Source organism: Hydrogenophaga sp. (assembly GCF_036675665.1).
Classification (GTDB): Bacteria; Pseudomonadota; Gammaproteobacteria; order Burkholderiales; family Burkholderiaceae_C; genus Hydrogenophaga.
The window spans coordinates 60939-81439 of the sequence record NZ_JAKFEO010000083.1 but is presented as its reverse complement, the minus strand read 5'-3'; the positions used below and the strand labels follow the sequence as shown (position 1 = coordinate 81439).

Annotated in this window: 20 protein-coding genes; 10 read left to right on the top strand and 10 right to left on the bottom strand. The window is 67.9% G+C overall.

The window, feature by feature from the left end:
* Positions 1 to 18: 18 nt before the first annotated feature.
* From rsmD to V6M63_RS20100, 3 genes are all read right to left on the bottom strand, one after another.
* Complete coding sequence (rsmD, locus tag V6M63_RS20110; protein WP_332744776.1) at positions 19 to 633, bottom strand: 16S rRNA (guanine(966)-N(2))-methyltransferase RsmD; 615 nt, start codon at positions 631 to 633, stop codon at positions 19 to 21.
* A gap of 119 nt (positions 634 to 752) precedes the next feature.
* A complete protein-coding gene (locus V6M63_RS20105) occupies positions 753 to 2099 on the bottom strand; it encodes a M16 family metallopeptidase (RefSeq protein WP_332744774.1) in 1347 nt (448 codons plus the stop codon).
* Positions 2096 to 3499: a M16 family metallopeptidase gene (locus tag V6M63_RS20100; RefSeq protein WP_442909622.1), complete on the bottom strand. Its 1404-nt coding sequence runs from the start codon at positions 3497 to 3499 to the stop codon at positions 2096 to 2098. Before V6M63_RS20100 ends, V6M63_RS20105 begins: the two co-directional genes overlap by 4 nt.
* A 29-nt stretch (positions 3500 to 3528) precedes the next feature.
* Here V6M63_RS20100 and ftsY point away from each other — a divergent pair, with 29 nt between their 5' ends.
* Positions 3529 to 4554, top strand: a complete 1026-nt coding sequence (ftsY, locus tag V6M63_RS20095) for a signal recognition particle-docking protein FtsY (protein WP_332744772.1) — start codon at positions 3529 to 3531, stop codon at positions 4552 to 4554.
* A 4-nt stretch (positions 4555 to 4558) separates the two neighbouring features.
* Here ftsY and V6M63_RS20090 read toward each other — a convergent pair whose 3' ends face one another.
* Together V6M63_RS20090 and V6M63_RS20085 are read right to left on the bottom strand one after the other, a co-directional pair.
* Positions 4559 to 4768 (bottom strand): zf-HC2 domain-containing protein, encoded by a 210-nt coding sequence (locus V6M63_RS20090; RefSeq protein WP_332744771.1) that lies wholly within the window; start codon positions 4766 to 4768, stop codon positions 4559 to 4561.
* Positions 4765 to 5349 (bottom strand): sigma-70 family RNA polymerase sigma factor, encoded by a 585-nt coding sequence (locus V6M63_RS20085; RefSeq protein WP_332744770.1) that lies wholly within the window; start codon positions 5347 to 5349, stop codon positions 4765 to 4767. Before V6M63_RS20085 ends, V6M63_RS20090 begins: the two co-directional genes overlap by 4 nt.
* Positions 5350 to 5547: 198 nt before the next feature.
* On the opposite strand from V6M63_RS20085, the gene V6M63_RS20080 reads away from it, so the two are divergent.
* From V6M63_RS20080 to V6M63_RS20040, 9 genes are read left to right on the top strand one after another with little or no spacing between them, the layout of a single operon-like run.
* Positions 5548 to 5829, top strand: a complete 282-nt coding sequence (locus V6M63_RS20080) for a BufA1 family periplasmic bufferin-type metallophore (protein ID WP_332744768.1) — start codon at positions 5548 to 5550, stop codon at positions 5827 to 5829.
* A 28-nt stretch (positions 5830 to 5857) separates the two neighbouring features.
* Positions 5858 to 6763, top strand: coding sequence for an MNIO family bufferin maturase (bufB, locus tag V6M63_RS20075; protein WP_332744766.1), 906 nt, complete (start codon positions 5858 to 5860; stop codon positions 6761 to 6763).
* On the top strand, positions 6760 to 7587 hold the full coding sequence (locus V6M63_RS20070) for a DNA-binding domain-containing protein (RefSeq protein WP_332744764.1): 828 nt from the start codon (positions 6760 to 6762) through the stop codon (positions 7585 to 7587). Before bufB ends, V6M63_RS20070 begins: the two co-directional genes overlap by 4 nt.
* Positions 7584 to 8072: a DoxX family protein gene (locus V6M63_RS20065; protein WP_332744763.1), complete on the top strand. Its 489-nt coding sequence runs from the start codon at positions 7584 to 7586 to the stop codon at positions 8070 to 8072. Before V6M63_RS20070 ends, V6M63_RS20065 begins: the two co-directional genes overlap by 4 nt.
* Positions 8073 to 8110: 38 nt before the next feature.
* Positions 8111 to 9334 (top strand): ABC transporter substrate-binding protein, encoded by a 1224-nt coding sequence (locus V6M63_RS20060; RefSeq protein ID WP_332744761.1) that lies wholly within the window; start codon positions 8111 to 8113, stop codon positions 9332 to 9334.
* Positions 9310 to 10992 (top strand): ABC transporter permease, encoded by a 1683-nt coding sequence (locus V6M63_RS20055; protein WP_332744759.1) that lies wholly within the window; start codon positions 9310 to 9312, stop codon positions 10990 to 10992. Before V6M63_RS20060 ends, V6M63_RS20055 begins: the two co-directional genes overlap by 25 nt.
* The gene (locus V6M63_RS20050) at positions 10989 to 11639 is read left to right on the top strand and encodes an ATP-binding cassette domain-containing protein (RefSeq protein ID WP_332744757.1); all 651 of its coding nucleotides are present in this window, start codon (positions 10989 to 10991) and stop codon (positions 11637 to 11639) included. Before V6M63_RS20055 ends, V6M63_RS20050 begins: the two co-directional genes overlap by 4 nt.
* Positions 11629 to 12234, top strand: a complete 606-nt coding sequence (locus V6M63_RS20045; protein WP_332744755.1) for a CDP-alcohol phosphatidyltransferase family protein — start codon at positions 11629 to 11631, stop codon at positions 12232 to 12234. Before V6M63_RS20050 ends, V6M63_RS20045 begins: the two co-directional genes overlap by 11 nt.
* 48 nt (positions 12235 to 12282) lie before the next feature.
* Complete coding sequence (locus V6M63_RS20040) at positions 12283 to 13497, top strand: ATP-binding protein (RefSeq protein ID WP_332744753.1); 1215 nt, start codon at positions 12283 to 12285, stop codon at positions 13495 to 13497.
* Positions 13498 to 13561: 64 nt separating this feature from the next.
* Here the strand turns inward: V6M63_RS20040 and V6M63_RS20035 are convergent, their stop codons facing one another.
* The 5 genes from V6M63_RS20035 to V6M63_RS20015 all read right to left on the bottom strand — a co-directional run bounded on the left by V6M63_RS20035 (position 13562) and on the right by V6M63_RS20015 (position 20488).
* Positions 13562 to 16315, bottom strand: coding sequence for a cation-translocating P-type ATPase (locus V6M63_RS20035; RefSeq protein ID WP_332744752.1), 2754 nt, complete (start codon positions 16313 to 16315; stop codon positions 13562 to 13564).
* 60 nt (positions 16316 to 16375) lie between these two features.
* On the bottom strand, positions 16376 to 17743 hold the full coding sequence (locus tag V6M63_RS20030) for a sigma-54 dependent transcriptional regulator (RefSeq protein ID WP_332744750.1): 1368 nt from the start codon (positions 17741 to 17743) through the stop codon (positions 16376 to 16378).
* Between the two features lie 11 nt (positions 17744 to 17754).
* Positions 17755 to 19074 carry an acetate kinase gene (locus tag V6M63_RS20025; RefSeq protein ID WP_332744748.1) on the bottom strand — a complete coding sequence of 440 codons (1320 nt, stop codon included), beginning with the start codon at positions 19072 to 19074 and terminating at the stop codon, positions 17755 to 17757.
* Between the two features lie 140 nt (positions 19075 to 19214).
* Complete coding sequence (locus V6M63_RS20020; protein ID WP_332744747.1) at positions 19215 to 19808, bottom strand: hypothetical protein; 594 nt, start codon at positions 19806 to 19808, stop codon at positions 19215 to 19217.
* Positions 19808 to 20488 (bottom strand): C39 family peptidase, encoded by a 681-nt coding sequence (locus tag V6M63_RS20015; protein ID WP_332744746.1) that lies wholly within the window; start codon positions 20486 to 20488, stop codon positions 19808 to 19810. Before V6M63_RS20015 ends, V6M63_RS20020 begins: the two co-directional genes overlap by 1 nt.
* Positions 20489 to 20501 lie beyond the last annotated feature (13 nt).

Here is a 20501-nt window from a genome sequence, read left to right as displayed (position 1 = left end):
GGTGCGGTCAGCGCCTGCTCACTGCGCGGGCAATGGCCGCAACAGGTGAAAGGCCACCGCGCCCGCCTTGCCCTGGCGGTGCACCTGCAGGCCGAGTTGCGCGAGTTCGTCGTCGAGCCAGGGGCGCGGCGCTTCCAGGTAGACGAGTCCTTCAGCACCGATGGCCTGACGCGCGGCGGCCAGGGCCGAGAGCACCAGCGCTTCGTTCTGCCCGTCGGCAAACGGTGGGTCGAGAAACACCACATCCAGGCCCTGCCCGGCACGCTGGCGCAGGGCAGCCACACCGTCACCGCGCTCCACGCGCACGCTGGTCGCCTTGAGTTTGGTGGTGATGCGGTTGAGGTTGGCGAGCAAGGCACTGTCCTGCTCCACCAGCACCACCTCGGTGGCGCCGCGTGAAGCGGCTTCCAGCCCCAGCGCACCGGTGCCGGCAAAGGCATCCACGCAGCGCAGGCCGGTGAGGTCCTGCCCGAGCCAGTTGAACAGGGTTTCGCGCACGCGCGAAGGCGTGGGACGCAGGCCGGGGCGATCGGCCACCGGCAGCAGCGTGCGTTTCCAGAGGCCACCAATGATGCGGATTTCGTGCGGTGCATTGGCCGCAGCGCGTGCCGCGGGGACGGGGTGTTTTTTCATGGCAGTGAGCTTACGCGACGCATGAAACAACGCCAGCCCAGGAACACCGCGGAACTGGCTCTGCCAGGCCGCAGGTGTTGCCCCCTGGGGGAAGGCGCCGAAGGCGCTTCGGGGGAGTCCTAAGGTTTTGCACCAACGACCACCGTGACCATGCGATCGGGCTGCAAAACCCGGGCAAACGAGCGCCGGATGTCGGCCACGCTCACGCGCTCGATCTGCTGGGTCCAGGTGTCCAGGTAGTCCAGCGGCAGGCCGTTCCAGCCGATGTTGGCCACGTTGTCCAGCAGCTTGCGGTTGCTGTCGATGCGCAGCGAAAAGCCGTTCACCAGAAACGCCTTGGCAGCGCTGAGTTCGGCCTCCGTGGGGCCTTGCTCCACAAATTCCCGCACCACGTTGCGCGAGACCTCCACCGCCTGGGCGGCCTGGTCGGGGCGCGTGGTGAGGCCAATCTGGAAGGCACCCGCGTGGCGGCCCGGCGCGAAGTAGCTGAACACGCTGTAGCTCAGCCCGCGCTTCTCGCGCACTTCGGTGGTCAGACGCGAGACGAAACCTCCACCGCCCAGTATGTAGTTGCCCACGAAAAGAGGGAAGAAGTCGGGGTCGTTGCGGGCGATGCCGGGCTGGCCGATCACCACCTGTGCCTGCGCGGCGGCAAAGGGCAGACGCTCGTCGATCGCGCGTTCCAGCGCCTGCACCTGGGGCATTGCCGGCAGCGGCTCGCAACCGTGGGCTTTCAGCGGCGCCATGAACTGGCCCACGATGGCGTCGGCCTGGGCGCGGTCGATCGCACCCACCAGCGTCACCTGCGCGCGGCAGGCCACCACGTGGCGGCGGTAGAAGGTCTGCATGTCGGCCACGCTGATCGCGTTGAAGGTGGCGGCATCGGGCTGAAAGCCATACGGGTGGGTGCCGTAGACCGCGCGCGCAAAGGCGCGACCCGCTCGCGTGCCCGGACGGTTTTCGGCTTCCTTGAGAGACGCCACCAGGCGCTCACGGTCGCGCTGCCACACGGCTTGCGGCCAGGCGGGCGCACCGATCTGGCGGGCGGCCAGGGCCACGGCGCGCTGCAGCAGATCGGGCTCGGTCAGGGTTCGCAGCGACAGGGTGAAGCGGTCCGCACTGGCCTGGGCACCAAACTGCGCGCCCAGGTCCACCCAGGCCTCGCTGAGCTGGTTCTCGTCCAGCGCGGGCAGGCCCGGCTGCGCGGCCACACCGTCGGACAGCAAGCCCGCCGTCGCACCGGCCAGCCCGGCCTGGGCCGCCGGGTCGCGCCGACTGCCACCATCGAAGTCGAGCTGCACGTCCAGCATGGGAATGGACGGGCTGGCCACGAGGTAGACACGCGCGCCGCTGGCATGGGTCCAGTGTTCGATGGGAATGGCCGCCTGCGCGGTGTTGATCACGCCTGCGAGCAAGACCGACAACACAGCGGCGAAACGGAGGGATGGTTTCAGAAAGACCTTCATTTCCGCCCCCCCTCGGGCACGAGCACCGCGGTGGTGAGCTGCGCGTCGGAAAAATAGCGCTGCGCCACCGACTGCACCTGGGCGGCGGTCACCGCGCGCAGTCGATTCATCAAGCGGTCTCCGGTGTTCAGGTCCATGCCGTTGACCCAGTAGCTGCCGAGCTCCTGCGCCTGGTTGAAGACCGAGTCGAGTTTGTAGACCTCACCCGCGGTCCACTGCGTCTTGACGCGGCGCAGCTCGGCTTCGCTGATGCCCTCGCGCGCAACGCGCTGCACCTCCGACTTCAGCGCGGCGGCAGCCATGTCGGCACTCACGCCTCGGGCCGGCACCGCGCTGAGCGAAAAGATCTGCGGGCCGCGGCCCATGAGGCCGTAAGACGCCGCCGCGCTGTCGGCAATGCGCTTGCCCCCGGTGCCCTGGCCCTGCACCAGCGCGCGATCGAGCCGGGCGCCGCTGTAGCCATTCAGAACAGCGGCAAGCACCGTCAAGGCCAGCGCATCCTGGCTGGTCGCGTCTTCGCTCTGTGCACCACTCCAGCGCGGCACCTTGTAGGCCAACGCCACCACGGCCTGATCGGCCACGGCGCGGTACTCCATGCGACGCGGACCGAACTGTGGCGGCTCGTCGCGCGGCTTGCGCCCCGGCACGGCGCGGGCGGGAATGGGGCCGAAATGTTTCTCGGCCAGCGCACGTGTCTGCTCCACGTCCACGTCACCCGCGATCACCACGGCGGCGTTGGCGGGCGTGTACCAGCGCTGGTGAAACGCGCGAGCGTCATCGGGCGTGAGCGACTCGATGTCGCTCATCCAGCCGATGATGGGCCGGCGGTAGGGGCTGGCCTGGTAGACCATGGCGTTCATGGCTTCGAACATGCGCGCGCGCGGTGACTCTTCGGTGCGCTGGCGGCGTTCTTCCTTCACCACCTCGATCTCTCGCTTGAACTCGTCGTCGCTCCACCGGTTGTTGGCGAAACGGTCGGCTTCGAGCTTCATCACGGCCTCCAGCGCCTGGGCCGGTACCTGCTGGTGGTAGGCCGTGGCATCGCGGCTGGTGAAGGCGTTGTCGCGCCCGCCCAATGCGGCAATGCGGCGCGAGAACTCGCCCGGCTGGAGGTCCGGCGTGCCCTTGAACATCATGTGCTCGAGCACGTGGGCCACGCCCGAGGTGCCGTCCACCTCGTCGATGGAGCCCACACGCACCCACAGCATGTGGGCCACGGTGGGCGCGCGCCGGTCGGGCCGCACGATCAGGGTCATGCCGTTGGCCAGCGTGAAGCTGTGTGCGACCGGCGTGCCGGAGGGGAGCGTTGAGGACTGTGCAAACGACCCGAAAGCCGCGAAAGTCAGTGCGAGAGACAAGGCGGCGCGGCGCCCGTCAGGCAGGTTCGGAGTGCGTTTCATAGAATGCAATGGATTCTAGAGATGGACAAATGTTCTCGTTCTTTCGCAAAAAAGCCCCCACTGCGCCCTCACCGGCCGCCCCCACCACCTCCGCAGTCACGCCTGCGGCAGCCCCTCCCGTCGAACTGGCCGCGCCGCCACCCGCCGCCGCACCCGTGCGCCAGGGCTGGATGGACAAACTCAAGACCGGCTTGCGCAAGACCGGTTCGAGCATCACCACGGTGTTCACCGGCACGCAGATCGACGATGCCCTGTACGAAGAGCTGGAAGCCGCGCTGCTGATGGCAGACACCGGCGTGAAGGCCACCGCCCACCTGCTGGCCGACCTCAAGCGACGTGTGAAAGACAGCAAGACCACCGACCCCGCCGCCGTCAAGGGTCTGCTGGCCGACGCCATCACCGAACTGCTCACGCCCCTGCAAAAACCGCTGGTCATTGGTGAACACAAGCCCACCGTGATCATGGTCGCGGGCGTCAACGGCGCGGGCAAGACCACCTCCATCGGCAAGCTCACACGCCATCTGGCACAGAGCGGTGCCAGCGTGCTGCTGGCGGCGGCCGACACCTTCCGCGCCGCCGCGCGCGAACAGCTCGCAGTGTGGGCCGACCGGAACACCGTGGAAATCATCACCCAGCAGGGGGGCGACCCGGCCGCCGTGAGCTTCGATGCGGTGACGGCCGGACGCGCGCGCGGGCGCGACGTGGTGCTGGTGGACACCGCCGGACGCCTGCCGACGCAACTGCACCTGATGGAGGAACTTCGCAAGATCAAGCGGGTGGTGCAGAAAGCCGACCCGACCTCACCTCATGAAGTGTTGCTGGTGATCGATGGCAACACCGGCCAGAACGCCTTGATGCAGGTGAAGGCCTTCGACGAGACCCTGGGTTTGACCGGTCTCATCATCACCAAGCTCGACGGCACCGCCAAGGGCGGCGTGATCTGCGCGATCGCGCGCGAGAAGCCGGTGCCGATCTACTTCATCGGCGTGGGTGAAAAGCTGGAAGACCTGGAAACCTTCAACGCGCGTGAGTTTGCGCAGGCCCTGCTGAGCTGAGCGCTCAGTTCTCGTTGTCGGCGTAGTTGCGCCACTGGCCCATGGCATTGCGCATGGTCAGCAACTGGCGCTCGAAGCGGGGGCAGGCCTCGCACATCGCCATGTGCAGACGCAGGGCCCATCGCTCGACCAGCGGCAGGGCGCGGTCCTCGCGAGCAATCAAAAGCGCGGAGACTTCCTTGCAGGTGCGGCGCAGCGGGTAGACGGGCTTCATGGCGTGGTCGGGCGGGCAAACCAGTTGAGTTCAAGACATTCTCGCAACCGCAGCCGTGCCCGGTGCAACTGCACATAGAGGTTGGTCGGGGTCAACGACAGTTCCTTACAGATCTCCTCGCTGGAGAGCTCCAGCCATTCGCGCATCAGGAACAAGCGCCCCTGCACGGCCGGCAGCTTGTCGGTGCAGGCTTCCAGCACCTCGAAGAACTGCCGGCTGTTCAGGTCCTGCTCCGGATTGCCCCATTCGGCAGGCTTCTCGGCATAGTGTCCGTCGGCCTTGAAGGCCATGTGCTCCAGCGGATCGACGCCCTCGTCGTCGTTGCCGCTCGACAAACACGCCTCGCGGCTGTTCTGCCGCAGGGCGTCGATGATCTTGTGCTTGAGGATGCCCACCAGCCAGGTCTTGAGCTGAGAGCGTTGCTCAAAACCCTGCGGACGCGAGATCGCGGCCAGCATGGTTTCAGACACCGCGTCTTCAGCCCAGGCATCGTTGCGCAGCTGCAGCCGTGCGAACTTGAGGAGATACACACGCAAATCCGCAACCTGCTGCTCGAACGATGGGGGTGGGGGCTGCTGCATGGGGGCTGAGTGTAATGAAACGGCCTATGCCCAGCGAGCGCATCCACGACCCGCTTTGAAGAATATTTTTTCGGTGGGCACGGAAGGAAGCGTAAGAAAACATCCGGTCGCCAGACCAACCCCCAACCCGCTGGTGATGCAAACGCGAAAGCACCGCACGACCTCGGGTTGTCCTTCAACCCATCTCAGGAGCTTCCCATGAACCAACGCACCATGATCGCCGCCGCCGCCACCTCGCTGATGTCGCTGGCCCTGCTCTCCTCTCCCGCCTTCGCGCAGAACACCGCCAAGGAAAAATGCTTCGGCATCGCGAAGGCCGGACAGAACGACTGCGCCAGCATCGCCGGCACCCATTCGTGTGCGGGTCAGGCCAAGGTCGACAACGACAAGGGCGAATGGAAATACGTGCCTGCCGGCACCTGCAAGCAGATGGGTGGCATCGGCATGGAGCAGGCCAAGATGGACATGAAGAAGTCCTGATCCCCGCGCTCCCTTCAAGGCCAGCGCCATGACCGCCACCGACCCACCACTGCAGACCCACGAGGTCGCGTCCATGGGCATCGGTTGGCGGCACCCCCACTACGCCGAGCTGCTGCAGCAGCAGCCGGCGCTGGACTTCATCGAGGTTCATTCCGAAAACTTCTTCGCCCCCGGTGGCGCCGCGCGTGCGGTGCTGCGCCAGGGGCGCGAGCACTACCCCGTCAGCCTGCACGGCGTCGGTCTGTCGCTGGGCTCGGCCGCCGGCATCGACGATGCGCACCTCAACCAGCTCGCGGCCCTGGTGGCCGAGATCGAGCCCGTGCGCGTGAGCGACCACGCCAGCTTTGCGCGCGGGTCGCTGTCGCATCAACCCGTGCAGACCGTGCATGCCTCCGACCTGCTGCCCACGCCCTTCACCCGCGAGGCGCTGGACGCGATGTGCGCCAACGTGCAGCGCGTGCAGGACCGTCTGCGCCGTCCCATCGCAGTGGAAAACCTCTCGGCCTACCTGCGCTGGCAGGCCGACGAACTCAACGAACCCGAATTCCTCAACACACTGGCGCAACGCACCGGCTGCGGCCTGCTGGTGGACGTGAACAACATCTTCGTCAACGCACTCAACGACCGGCTGCAGGGCTCGTCGAGCGACCCGCTGACCACCTGCCGACGCTGGCTCGACACCATCGATCCGCATGCGGTGTCCGAACTGCACCTGGCCGGCCACGTGGACTGCGGTGACATCGTGATCGACGACCACGGCAGCCGCGTGGTGCCCGAGGTGTGGGCGCTGTACCGCCATGCGCTGGCGCGCTTTGGTGCGGTGCCCACGCTGATCGAGTGGGACACCGGTGTGCCCGAGCTGTCGGTGCTGCTGGACGAAGCCGCCACCGCACGCGAACACGCCCGCCATCCACGCGAAACGGTGCCCGCATGAACACCTTGGCCATGCAGCAGCAAGCCCTGCTCGACGCACTGTTCGCCCGACCCGCCAGCGCACGAGCCACCAGTGCCACGCAGCAACTGCAGGCGCTGCTCGAACCCCGGGCCGAGCGCGGCCTCATGGCCTACCGGGCCAACGGCCACGAACTGGCCCAGCGCAGCCTGCTCGGCGCCTACCCGGTGATCGCGCAGCTCATCGGCGCAGAGAGCTTCAACGCCCTGGCGCGCGACCTCTGGCACAGCCACCCACCGGTGCACGGCGATCTGGCGCATTGGGGCGACGCCCTGCCCGCCTTTCTGGCAACCAGCGAACAACTGATCGACGTGCCCTACCTGGCCGACGTGGCCCGCGTGGAGTGGGCGCTGCACCACGCGGCCGGGGCCCCCGATGCACACACCGATCTTCAAAGTTTCGCGCGCCTGTCCACCGAAGACCCCCAGACACTCACCCTGGTGCTGGCGCCCGGCACCGCGGTCATCACCAGCCCCTGGCCGGTGGTCGGCCTCGTCACCGCACACACCGAAGGCCGGCCCAGCCTCGCCGAGGTGGGCGAACGCGTGCGCCACCGCGTGGCCGAGACCGCCGTGGTGTGGCGCCAAGGCTTTCGGCCATGTGCGGCGGTCTGCCCGGCCCAAACCCTCGGCGTGCTGCGGGCCTTGCTCGCAGGAGCCCCCTTGCCCGACGCCCTCGCGCGTGCCGGCACCGGTTTCGATTTTTCCGACTGGCTCAGCCAGGCCGTGCGCAGCGGCCAGGTGATCGGCGTGGCCAGCGCAGCTTCCGCACTTCCCTCGTCCAGACCTCACCAGGAATCCCCATGAACCCACCCACCCTGCTGCGGCGCGGCTTCGCGCTGTGGTCCCTCGTCACGCGCGCGCTGGACATGGCGCAACCGCTGGCCGCGCTCGCCGCGCGCATCTACCTCGCCCAGGTGTTCTTCCTCTCGGGCCTGACCAAGGTCCGCGACTGGGACACCACCCTCCTGCTGTTCACCGAGGAATACCACGTGCCGCTGCTCTCGCCCGAGCTCGCCGCCGTCTCGGGCACGGCAGGCGAACTGGTGCTGCCCGTGCTCCTGCTGCTGGGTCTGGCCGGCCGCTTCTCGGCACTGGGCCTGTCGGTGGTGAACGTGGCGGCCGTCCTCAGCCTGGCCGAGATCGCGCCCGCCGCGCTGCAGCAGCACATCACCTGGGGTGTGCTGCTGGCCGCGCTGGCCTTGTACGGGGTGGGCAAGTGGTCGGTCGATGCCCTGTGGATCGGTCCTCGGCTCAACCGCTCGGCTGCACCGGGCATGGCCTTGAACTAAGCTGCGCACCTGCAGTCATTGATCCCGGAGAAACCGCTTTGCCTCAACCCACGCCCACCACCCACCTGTCTCGCCGCCAATGGCTGTTGGCCGCCGGAGCCGCCGCCAGCGCGTCCTTGCAGCCGGCCTGGGCGCAGTCGAACTGGCCCGCCATCGAGCAGGCCGCCCGTGGCCAGACCGTGTTCTGGAACGCGTGGGCCGGCAGCGAACAGACCAACGCCTACATCCAGTGGGTGGCGCAGCAGGTGCAGGCTTCGTTTGGCGTGAAGCTGCAGCACGTGAAGATCACCGACACGGCCGACGTGGTCAAACGCGTGCGAGCCGAGAAGGCCGCGGGCCGCACGGCCGCCGAAGGCACGGTGGATCTGGTCTGGATCAACGGCGAGAACTTTGCCGCGATGAAGCGCGAGGGCCTGCTGTTCGGCCCATACGCCGAAAGCCTGCCCAACTTCCGCTGGGTCGACGTGGAAGGAAAACCCACCACGCTGAACGATTTTTCCGTGCCCACCGAGGGCATGGAGTCGCCCTGGGGCATGGCGCAGTTCACCTTGTTTGCCGACAGCAAACGCCTGCCGCAGCCGCCGCAAGACATGCGGGCACTGCTGGCGCTGGCCCGCGCCCGACCCGGGCGCATCACCCACCCGCGCCTGCCGGACTTTCACGGCACCACCTTCATCAAGCAGGCCCTGGTCGAGTTCGCGCCCGATGCGAAGGCACTGGCCCAACCCGTGACCGAAGCGGCATTCACCGCGCAGACTGCCGCGCTGTGGCCCTTCCTCGATGCGCTGCGCCCGCACCTGTGGCGCGCGGGCAAACAGTTCCCGCAGAACGCTGCCGCCGTGCGCCAGATGATGGCCGACGGCGAGCTGCTGCTGGCCATCACCTTCAACCCCAACGAAGCCGCCAACGAGATCGCGGCGAAACGCCTGCCCACCTCCGTGGTGAGCTGGCAGTTTGAAAAGGGCACGATCGGCAACACGCATTTCGTCGCCATTCCCTACAACGCACGCAGCAAGCCCGGCGCCCAGGTGGTGGCCAACTTCCTGCTCTCGCCCGCCGCGCAGGCGCGCAAGGCCGACATCGCGCATTGGGGCGATCCGACCGTGCTCGACGTGGCGCGTCTGCCCGCCTCCGAGCGCGCCCTGTTCCAGACCGGCAATCTGCCCGGCCTCGTGACCCAGGGTGCGCCCACGCTGCCCGAACCCCACGCCTCGTGGGTCGATCCGCTGGAGAAGGAATGGGCACGCCGCTACGGCGTGTGAGCCCCTTGGCACGCCACGCCCCATGGGTATTACGCCGCCGGCTGGGTGCTGGCGCCCTGCTCGCGCTGGTCGCCGTGCCGCTGTTGTGGACCGCACTGGAAGCGCTGACGACCGGCAGCACCGCCGCCGCCTGGCGCTCGCTGGCGCAAGAACCGGCACTGGCCCCGGCCGCGCTGCTCACGCTGTGGACCGGCCTCGCCTCCACGCTGCTGGCCTGGTGGGGCGCGGCCGCGCTGCTGGCGCGAGGCTTCGTGCGCCAGCGCCTCGCGCGCCTGCTGCGCGGCCTGCCGCTGATGCTGGCCACGCCCCACGCCGCGCTGGCCATCGGTCTGCTGTTTCTGCTCGCGCCCAGCGGCTGGCTGCTGCGCGCGCTCTCGCCCTGGCTCACCGGGTTTGACAGCCCACCACCCTGGCCCACCACGCAAGACCCCTGGGGCCTGGGCCTGATTGCAGCGCTCGTGATCAAGGAAATTCCGTTCCTGCTCTGGACCGCCGCCACCCAGCTGCAGCGCGACGACGTGCGCCAGCGCTGGCGCGCCGAACACGCGCTGGCGCAAACCCTGGGCTATGCGCCGCGCCGCGCCTTCTGGCTGGTGCTGTGGCCGCAGTTGTCCACGCGCCTGCGCTGGCCCTTGCTCGCGGTGCTGGCCTACGGACTCACCGTGGTCGACATGGCGCTCGTCATCGGCCCGGCCACGCCGCCCACACTGGCCGTGCTGGCCTGGCAATGGCTGCAGGACGCCGAGCCCGCCACCTATGCGCAGGGTGCCGCCGCCGGTGGGTTGCTGGCCCTGATGGTGCTGGCGTGCAGTGCACTCTGGCTGGCTGCGCAGCAGTTGCAGCGCAAGGCACTCGCGCACGGCCACGGTCTGCGCGGTTCGCCGGCGCGCACACCGGGCACCGACACCGGTCTGTGGCTGCTGGTGGGTGTGTACGCCGCCGTGTTGCTGGCGCTGGCCGTGGGCAGCGTCAGCGGCGTGTGGGCGTTTCCCGCCGTGTGGCCACAGAACTTCACCACCGCCGCCTGGCGGCAGGTGGCGCAGAGCAGCGGCACCGTGTTCACCACGCTGTGGCTCGCATCGGGCAGCAGCGCCATCGCGCTGGTGTGGAGCGTGGCCTGGCTGGAGCTGGCGCCGCGCCGCTGGGACGAAGCCCTGCGCCCGCTGCTCTACCTGCCGCTGGTGCTGCCCGCCGTGCTGTGGGTGGTGGGGCTGTACGGCGTGGGTCTGCAACTGCGGCTGGAAGGACAGGCCGGGGGTCTGCTGATCGCCCACACGCTCATGGTGCTGCCCTATGTGCTGCTGGCGCTCAGCCCGGCCTACCTGGGCTTCGACCCGCGCTACGCCCAGCTCAACGCCAGCCTGGGCCGCTCTGGCCGGGCGTTCCTGCTGCGCGTGAAGTGGCCGCTGCTCAAGCGCTCGCTGGCCTCGGCCGCCGCCGTGGGTTTTGCGGTCAGCGTGGCGCAGTACCTGCCCACGCTGTATGTGGGTGCGGGCCGTTTTGCCAGCGTCACCACCGAAGCCGTCACACTCGCCTCGGGTGGGCAGCGCTCGCTCACCAGCGCCTATGCCGGCCTGCAGCTCGCCCTGCCCGTGCTGGCCTTCGCACTGGCGGCCTGGCTGGGTCGTCCCCGCCGATTCCGAAACACCGCCGCATGACGCTCGCCGTTCACATCCACCGCCTCGCCACCCGAGACCACACGCTGGTGCAAGACCTGCGCATCGAGGTGGCGCCGGGCCGCATCCTCACGCTGATGGGGCCCAGCGGCAGCGGCAAGAGCTCGGTGCTCGCGGCCATCGCCGGCACGCTGCACGGCGTGACCGAGGGCAGCGAGGCCCTGCGCTTTGAAGGCACGGTGACGCTGGACGGACGCGACCTCACGGCCTTGCCCACCGCACAGCGCGGCATCGGCCTGCTGTTTCAGGACGACCTGCTGTTCGCGCACATGACGGTGGCCGAGAACCTGCTGTTCGCGGTGCCTGCCGGACCCCGACGCGAGCGTCTGGCCGCGGTGGAAGGTGCACTGATCGAGGCAGGTCTGGCCGGTTTTGGCGAACGCGACCCGGCCACGCTCTCGGGCGGGCAGCGCGCGCGCGTGGCGCTGATGCGCGCACTCCTTGCGCGCCCCCGGGCGCTGCTGCTCGACGAGCCGTTTTCCAAACTCGACGCCGCGCTGCGTGACCAGTTCCGCGCCTTCGTGTTCGATCACCTGCGCAAGAGCCAGGTGCCCGCCGTGCTGGTGACACACGACGCGGCCGACGTGGCCGACCCGTCACTCGTGGTGGAGCTCGGCCGTGCTCGATAGAGCGATTCAACAGGTGCTCAAACCGGTGCTCACGCGCATGGCGCGCATCCTGGTGCGCGCGGGCGTGGGCGCCGATGCACTCAGCTTCATCGGCTTCGCCATCGGCATGGCCGCCGCCGTGTCCATCGTGTTCCAGCACTTCATGGCGGGCCTGGTGTTGTTGTTGTGCTCAAGGCTCATGGACGGGCTGGACGGTGCGGTGGCGCGACTCACCCGCCCCACCGACCGCGGCGGCTTCCTCGACATCACGCTGGACTTCCTGTTCTACGCGGCCATTCCGCTGGCGTTTGCCGTGGTCGACCCGGCGCACAACGCGCTGCCCGCCGCCGTGCTGCTGGCCAGCTTCATCGGCACGGCCAGCAGCTTCCTGGCCTTTGCCATCGTGGCCGCCAAGCGCGCGCTGGCGTCCACCGCATTTCCCGACAAGAGCTTCTATTTCCTGGGTGGTCTGACCGAGGCCACCGAGACCATCGCCGCGTTTGTCGCCATGTGCCTGTGGCCGCAGTGGTTCGCGCCCATCGCCTACGGCTTTGCGGCGCTGTGCGCCATCACCACGGCGTTGCGCATCGGTTGGGGCTGGCAGCGCTTCAAGTGATCTACTCAGCGCATTGAGTAAAATATCTCAACGCATTGAGTAATTTTCATGAGCACTGAAATTCAAAGAGACGGACTCCATAGTTTCGCTCAGCGACTGGGCGAGCCAAGACGCTTCCTGCAAGTGGTGGCCGGCCCGCGCCAGGTGGGGAAGACCACCCTGGTGCGGCAGGCGCTGGCAAGGCTCGGATCGGATCAAAGCCGCCCATCGATCGCGCAGCACAGCGTGAGCGCGGACAACCCCGGTCTGCAGGGTTCTGGCTGGTTGTCCACTCACTGGGAAACGGCGCGATTCCTCGCCGCACAGGCGGGAGCGTGCGTGCTCGTGCTGGATGAAGTCCAAAAGCTCCCGCGCTGGACCGACGAGGTCAAACGGCTTTGGGACGAAGACACGGCTGCGGGTCGTGATGTGCGGGTGGTGGTTCTGGGGTCCGCACCGTTGTTGATCGCCAGGGGACTGACCGAGAGCATGGCAGGCCGCTTCGAGATGACGCGTCTGGGCCACTGGCGGTACCGGGAGATGCGGGAAGCATTCGGCTTCACGCTGGACCAGTTCATCTTCCACGGTGGATATCCCGGCTCGGCCTCACTGGTGGAGAACGAAACCCGCTGGGCGGCCTACGTGCGCGATGCCTTGATCGAAACCACCATCTCCAAAGATGTGCTGCTGATGGCGCCGGTGCAGAAGCCCGCGCTGCTGCGGCGGCTCTTCGATCTGGCGTGCCGCTACAGCGGGCAGATGTTGAGCTACCAGAAGATGATGGGGCAACTCACCGACGCGGGCAACACCACCACGCTGGCCCACTATCTGGAGCTGCTGGAAGGCGCGGGCATGGTGTGCGGCCTGCAGAAGTACGCGGGGCAAGTGCTTCGACAACGCGCCTCCAGCCCCAAGCTGCAGGTGTTCAACACGGCGCTGATGGGTTCCATCGCGGCATCTGAAGGCTTCGGATTTGAGCGCCTGCGGTCCACGCCCGAGCTCTGGGGCCGCATGGTGGAGAGCGCGGTGGGCGCGGAACTTCTGGCCAGGCACGTGAGCCACAGCACCACCCAACCCTTGATCCACTATTGGCACGACGGTGGCCGCGAGGTCGATTTCGTGCTGCGCCAGGGCCGCGAATTGTTCGCGCTGGAAGTCAAGAGCGGCATGCTCCCGGGCAACGTGTCCGGACTGAATGCATTCACCACCGCATTTCCCGGCACGCGACCTCTCGTGCTCGGCACCGGGGGTTTGCCGCTGGAGAGCTGGTTCGCCGCCGATTGATTCGCTGCCGCGGGCCCAGTCAGCACCCGCGAGGTGCCCCGGGACGATTCTGGTCTACCGCTGCTCAGATGCGGTGCACGCCTCGGTACCGCAGCCAAGCCTTCTCGGCCTCCACGGCCAGGAACAGGCCCACGGCCAGCGCGACGATGACGCCCCAGGTCGGCGCATCCAGCGCGGCGGTGCCGAACAGCTGCTGCATCGGCGGCGCGTAGGTCAGCAGCAGCTGGAGCACAAGCGTGATCACGCCAGTCCACACCGCCACCGGGTTGCCCAGCAAGGTCTCCCACGTCAGGCCGCTGGCGGTGAAATGCCGCACGTTGAAGAGGTAGAAGATTTCACCCACCACCATCATGTTGATGACGGTGGTGCGCGCCATCTCCAGGCTGCCACCGCGCGCCAGTTGCCAGTTGAAGACGAGGAACGAGGCGCCCATGAGCAGCAGGCTCACGAACACCACGCGCGTGAGCATCCAGCGCGTGATGAGGGGCTCGACGGCCGGTCGCGGCGGGCGCTGCATCACGCCGCGCTCGGCCGGCTCGAAGGCCAGCGAGATGTCCAGCGTGATGCTGGTCACCATGTTGATCCACAAGATCTGTGCGGCCGTGACCGGCATGGCCAGACCGGCGAACACCGCCAGCAGGATCAACCCGGCCTCGCCACCGTTGGTGGGCAGCACGAACAGCAGCGACTTCTTGATGTTGTCGAACACGGTGCGGCCCTCGCGCACCGCGCCGGCGATGGTGGCGAAGTTGTCGTCGGTGAGCACCAGGTCGGCCGCCTCGCGCGCCGCGTCTGTGCCGCGCTGCCCCATGGCCACGCCGATGTCGGCGGTCTTGAGCGCGGGCGCGTCGTTCACGCCGTCCCCCGTCATCGCCACCAGTTTTCCCTCGGATTGCAGCGTGGCCACCAGGCGCAGCTTGTGCTCGGGGCTGGCGCGCGCGACCACATCGGTCTGCGCCAGACGCACTTTCAACGCCGCATCATCGAGCCGGTCGATCTCGGCACCGGTCAGCGGCAGGCCATCGCGCAAGCCGATCTCGCGGCCAATCGCGCCTGCGGTGATGGCGTGGTCGCCGGTGATCATCAACACGCGGATGCCGGCCCCATGGCAGTCGGCCACCGCCTGGATGGCCTCGACACGCGGCGGGTCCATCAGTCCCACCAGCCCCAGCAGGGTGAACCGCGGCGTGATGTCGTCCATGCGCAATGACACCGTCCCCGCCGGCAGCTCGCACTCGGCCAGGGCCAACACACGCTGGCCCTGGTCAGCGGCCTCGTCCATGCGGGCCTGCCAGGCAGCGCTGTCCAGCGGAGCGCCCCGGTGGTCGTTCACGCACAGCGACAGCACGCGCTCGGGGGCGCCCTTGAGCAACGCAAACACCCGCCCGGCGTGGTCGTGGTGCAGCGTGGCCATGAACCGGTGCTCGGACTCGAACGGGATGTCGTCCAGGCGCGGCGTGAGCGCTGCCTCGTGCGCCGGGTCCAGACCGGCCTTGCGCGCCATCGACAACAGCGCGCCTTCGGTGGGGTCGCCCGCCAGCACCCAGCCATCGGCCGGCGTGTGGTGCAGTTGCGCGTCGTTGCAGAGCAGCGCGCAGCGGGCCAGGCGTTGAAGGGCGGCTTCCTGCGTCACGTCCAGCGCCGAGCCATGGTGGTGAAAGCCACCCTCGGGCGCGTAGCCCGCGCCGGTCACGTCCAGCGTGCGCCCCGCCAGCATCACGCGCACGGCCGTCATCTCGTTGCGGGTCAGGGTGCCGGTCTTGTCGGTGCAGATCACGCTGACCGATCCCAGCGTTTCCACCGCGGGCAGGCGCCGCACCACCGCGCGCTGGCTCGCCATGGCCGCGGTGCCGATGGCCAGGGTGATGGTGACGATGGCGGGCAGGCCTTCGGGAATGGCCGCCACGGCCAGCCCCACCACCGCCAGGAAGAGCGCCATCGGGGGCAGGCCTCCGATGCAGGTGCCGTAGAAAAACGTGATCACGCTCACCACCCCGATCACCAACGTGATCTGGCGCGCGAACTGGTCCAGGCGGCGGGTCAGTGGCGTGGCCAGGTTGCTCACGTCCGAGACCAGCGCACCGATCTTGCCGATCTCGGTCTGACGGGCCGTGGCGACCACCACGCCGCTGGCCTGCCCCACCGCCACGGTGGTGCCGGCAAAGGCCATGCACAAGCGGTCGCCCAGCGGCGCACCCGGAGCCACAGGCGCGGCGTCTTTCTCGGCGGGCACCGACTCACCGGTCAGCGCGGCCTCGTCGATGCGCAGGTTCTTGGTGCGCAGCAGCCGCAGGTCGGCCGGCACGCGCGCGCCCGATTCCAGCAGCACCACATCGCCAGGCACCAGCTCCGCGGCATCGATCTCGTGACGGTCGCCACCGCGCAACACGGTGGCCCGGCTGGCCAGCATGGCGCGCACGGCATCCAGCGCACGCTCGGCCTTGCCTTCCTGCACGAAACCAATCAGGGCATTGATCACCACCACGCCGAGGATCACCGCGGCGTCCAGGTAGTCGCGCAGCCAGACCGTGACGAGTGCGGCCACGAGCAGCACGTAGATCAGGAGGTTGTTGAACTGGCGCGCCACGCGCACCCACAGGCGGGTGGGCGCCACCTGTTCGATGCGGTTGGGGCCGTGCTGCGCCAGGCGCTCGGTGGCCTGGGCAGGGGTGAGTCCGGTGTCGGCGCTGTTGAGGCCCTGCAGCACGGTTGCGCCGGGGCGTGCATGCCAGGCGACAGGTGCCGTCGAGGCCTGAGGGGGTGGATCTGATCCGGTGGACATGTGCCGACCATAGCCCACCGCGGGCTGTCGCAGCATGACGCGCATCAAGCCTGCGGCCGGGAATTCGCCACGCACACCGGGTCCCCGCGGCCGGGCTCAGGGCCGCTGGGCCAGCACGGCCGGGTCGTTCCCGATGCCGTGTTTGTCCATCAGACGGTACAGGGTCATGCGCGAGACGCCCAGCTCGCGCGCCGCCAGGGTGATGTTGCTGCCCACGCGCATGAGTGCGCGGCAGATCACATCGCGCTCGGCCGCGGTGCGCGCCTGGTCCAGGTCGATGCCCGCCGTGCCGTCGGCGGGCTGGAGTCCGAGATCGTGAGCGCCGATCCAGCGTTGCTCGGTCATGACCACCGCGCGCTGCACGCGGTTGAAGAGCTCGCGGACATTGCCAGGCCAGGTGTGGGCTGCCATGGCCTCCACCGCCTGCCGGCTGAATCCTTCCACGCGGTGAGGCTGACCGGCGGTGCAGATCTTGAGAAAGTGAGCGGCCAGCAGTGGCACGTCTTCCATGCGCTGGCGCAGTGGCGGCACTTCGATCGGCAACACGTTGAGCCGGTAGAACAGATCTTCCCGAAATCGGCCCACCGCCACGGCGTCGGCCAGGTCGATGTGGGAGGCGGCGATCACGCGCACATCCACTGCGGTGCTGCGCACCGCGCCCACGCGCTGGATGGACTTCTCCTGCAGGAACCGCAACAGATTGGCCTGCAGTTCCAGCGGCAGGTCACCGACTTCATCCAGAAAGATGGTGCCACCGTCGGCCGCTTCGATCAGGCCTCGCCGATCCGCCGTTGCCCCGGTGAACGCCCCCCGCACGTACCCAAAGAGCTCGGACTGGATCAGCGAGGGGGCGATGGCGCCGCAGTTGACCTCCACCAGTGGGCTCCCCTTGCGCGGCGAGCACACATGAATGGCCTGAGCTGCCAACTCCTTGCCGCTGCCGCTCTCCCCGCAGATCAGCACCGGTGCACTGGTCTCGGCCACCTTTCGAATCTGCCTGCGCAGCTTCACCATGACCTCTGCCTGCCCCACCATGCCCAGGGTGTCACCGTTGGACAGCGGAGGAATGGTGGCGTTGCGCAGCAGGGCGCGCTGCTCGGCATGCTCCAGCATGCGGTTCAGGTCTCGCCACTCCGGTGGCAACACCTGGTAGTCGAAGAAGCTGCCCAGGATCAGCGCACGGAAAGCGGGCGACTCCAGTTCGCCGGGGCCACACAGGGCCACCCATTCCGTGGGTGACGACGCATGGACACAGGCCTCCATGGCGGCCACGTCGGCGGCGTCCAGCCTGGGCCCCGTCCCAGCCACCAGCAGCGCCACGTCAAACCTGCGCAGTGCCAGCAGGCGGCGCGCGGCTGGCAAGTCCTGGCAGCGCACCACCACCCACCCCGAGCGCTGCAGATGGTCCTCCACCAACGTTGCCTCTTCGCTCAGGCCCAGGCAGAGGATCTTGCGCGCGGACATGGCCGGGCCTCTCAAAACGACATCGGCAAGCGCACGCTCAACGTGAGGTCGGGCGTGTCGCGCGTCAGCCCGGCACCCACGGTGACGTTCAAGGTGGTCTTCTGGCTGAAGCGGTACGAATACCCGAGCAGCAGCGAAGACAGCTGGGCGCGCACCGACGAGACCACGGGCACGCCGTTCTGCTTGGTTCGCCCGACCGAGTTCAGGTCCACGCCCATGCTGAAGGACGAGCGCTCGTTGAGCGCCAGGCCCATGCCGAAGCTGATGCCCCAGACATTGCCCGGCTTGACCGAACCGATGAACTCCTGCTGGCCGTCAAGCACCCGGCGGCTCACGTTGCTGCGGCCAAAATTGTGCGTGTAGCTGATGCCGCCAAAAAACACGGCGGGATCCGACGGGAGGAGCCACGTGAGCGAGGGCTGCAGCGAGTAAAAGCCCGACCCGGTGGGCAGCTTCAACGGCAGGCCCGTGCCGGTGGTGTTGCCCTCGCAGCGGGTCACACAATCGGTTACCACTTCGAACGGGTCCTTGCCGGTGCGGGTCTTCAGACGCAGGGAACCGATCAGGAACGGGTCGTTGCCCTGGGGCTGGTTGATCTGGTAGCGGGCCGCGAACTCGATGTCGCCCAGGGCGCTGCCACTCGCGTTGAACGCCCTCTCGGAGGCCGACCCGGTGAAGACCTCCCGGCTGACGGAGTCGTCCGATCGGTAGACGTAGGGCAGCTTCATTTCCACTTCGAGGCGGCGGGTCAGTCCCCAACGACCGGTCAGGGCCATGGTCAAGGTGTTGCGCTTGACTTCCCGTATGTCGATCAGGCCGATCAACAACGCCGGAATCACGGTGTAGCCCACCAACGCGACCCGGTTGCTCGACGAGTAGCCGTACTGGATGGACGGCTCGAGCACGTAGTGACCAGGCTGCGTGAGGATGCCCGGCTGGTCAAAGATGGGGGCCACCGCTGGTGGCTGGGGATCTACCTGCGGCGCAGCACCGACCCGCACGGGGCGACCCTCGCTGTCGGCCGGGGCGGACACTTCCCCGGGGGGCGTCGCCGCCGGCGCTGCAGCCGCCGCGGCTGCTGCCTGCGCGTTGCTTTCGGCCTGCGCCAACGCACGCTCCAGGTCTTGTTGGCGGGTCGTCTGTTCCAGCAACTGCTGGCGCATCGTCTCGATCTGTCGACCTTGCTCGCCGACCAGCTGTTCGAGAGCCTGCATGCGCTGAGCCACGCCCTGGCGGGCTGGCACGCCCTGGGCCTGCGCCCAGGCGCTGGACAAGACCAAGACCGAACCGGTCACCGCCCTCCACGGGTGGTGAGAACTGATGGTTTTCATTCTGCGGCTCCCCCAAAGCTGCAACGTCGCGTTGCATCAGCAGCAAAGTGTGTTGCCGCTGGTGACGCCATCGTGCAACCGCCTCGGCGGGAGCCGATTGAGCGTGCTCAATCAAAGGCAAACGCAACTCGGCCCGGTCTTCACCGCTGGCCGATGCTCTGACGTATGGCCTCGGACAGGGTGCTTTGGAGGCTCGACAACCTCAACAGACCCAGGGCATTGCTGCTCGCGTCGATGACGGTCTGGTGGAGGATCTGCTGGTTGTTCAGCGAGTTCTGAATGACCGTTCCCGGGGTGCCAACCTCGACGGTGCTGACAGTCGGCGCGGTCGCGCCCGGCGCGCTCACGGGGGACACGGTGGTACCCGACACGAAGGTGTTGCCCGGTCCGTTCTGCACCAATCTGAGGGACTGCAGCTCCTCGCGAAGGCGGGCCACCCAGTCCAGGGACATCCCTGCACCGTTCTCGACATTGAGCGTGGTGCTGGTGATCATCTCGCCGTTGATGAACACCGAGCGCGTGATGCCGAACGACACTACCAGGCCGCCACCCAGGAAGAAGCCGCCACGCAGCGAGTCCAGTCTTCGGTCGTTCACTGCCTGCCAGGTCTGGCCCGTGGAAACCACCGGCGGCGCGGCCTGTGCAACGCCCACCAGCGTTCCCAGCAGGCACAGAGATGCGGCAGTCCTGGCCAGAGTCGCCGCCCGGCTGTGGTGTCGGATTCGGGTGCGCATCAGAAGTCTCCCGGTCCGTGCCTGGGCAAAACCAGGGCGCCCGTGCCGGAGCGCGCCATGTCGCTGCCCAGTGGCGCGCGCGGCGCCACCCGCCAGTCGGCGGCGAGATTGAAGCGCGCCTGCTCCATGCGGTTGTGAATGACGAACAGCAGCTTGCTCTGCCATTGGGACTCGAACACATCGAGGGGCACGGCACGCGTTCCCTGCGACGGATCACCGACGAGCACGCGGTCGTCCTGCAGCCCCTTGATCACGACGAAGTGCTGGTAGCCATTCTGGTTGATCAGCACGATAGCGGGGATGCGCGCCTCTTGCAGCTTGCGCAAGGGTTGTTCGAAGCCATCGGCCTCGAAGCCGAGGCTGGCCAGAAATCGCTTCATGTCCAGCAACGAGAAGCCTTCGCGCTGGATCTTGGCCTGGTCACCCTGTGCATACATCCGGGCAAACACGGTCTGTTCGTCGATCGGGGTGCCGTAGTGGTGGGTCAGCAGCGTGGCGATGGCCGCCGATCCGCAACTGAAGTCGTATTGCTGCATCAACGTGCCGGCCAGGCGGGCCTGCCGGATGCTGGTCACGGGCATGGTCACGTCGCCCGCCCCGGTGGAGGGGAAGTGCGCGGTCTGCGCGCACACCGATGTGGCGGCAGACAGCAAAACGATCAACAGCGAATGCACTGACATGGCACGATCCCGC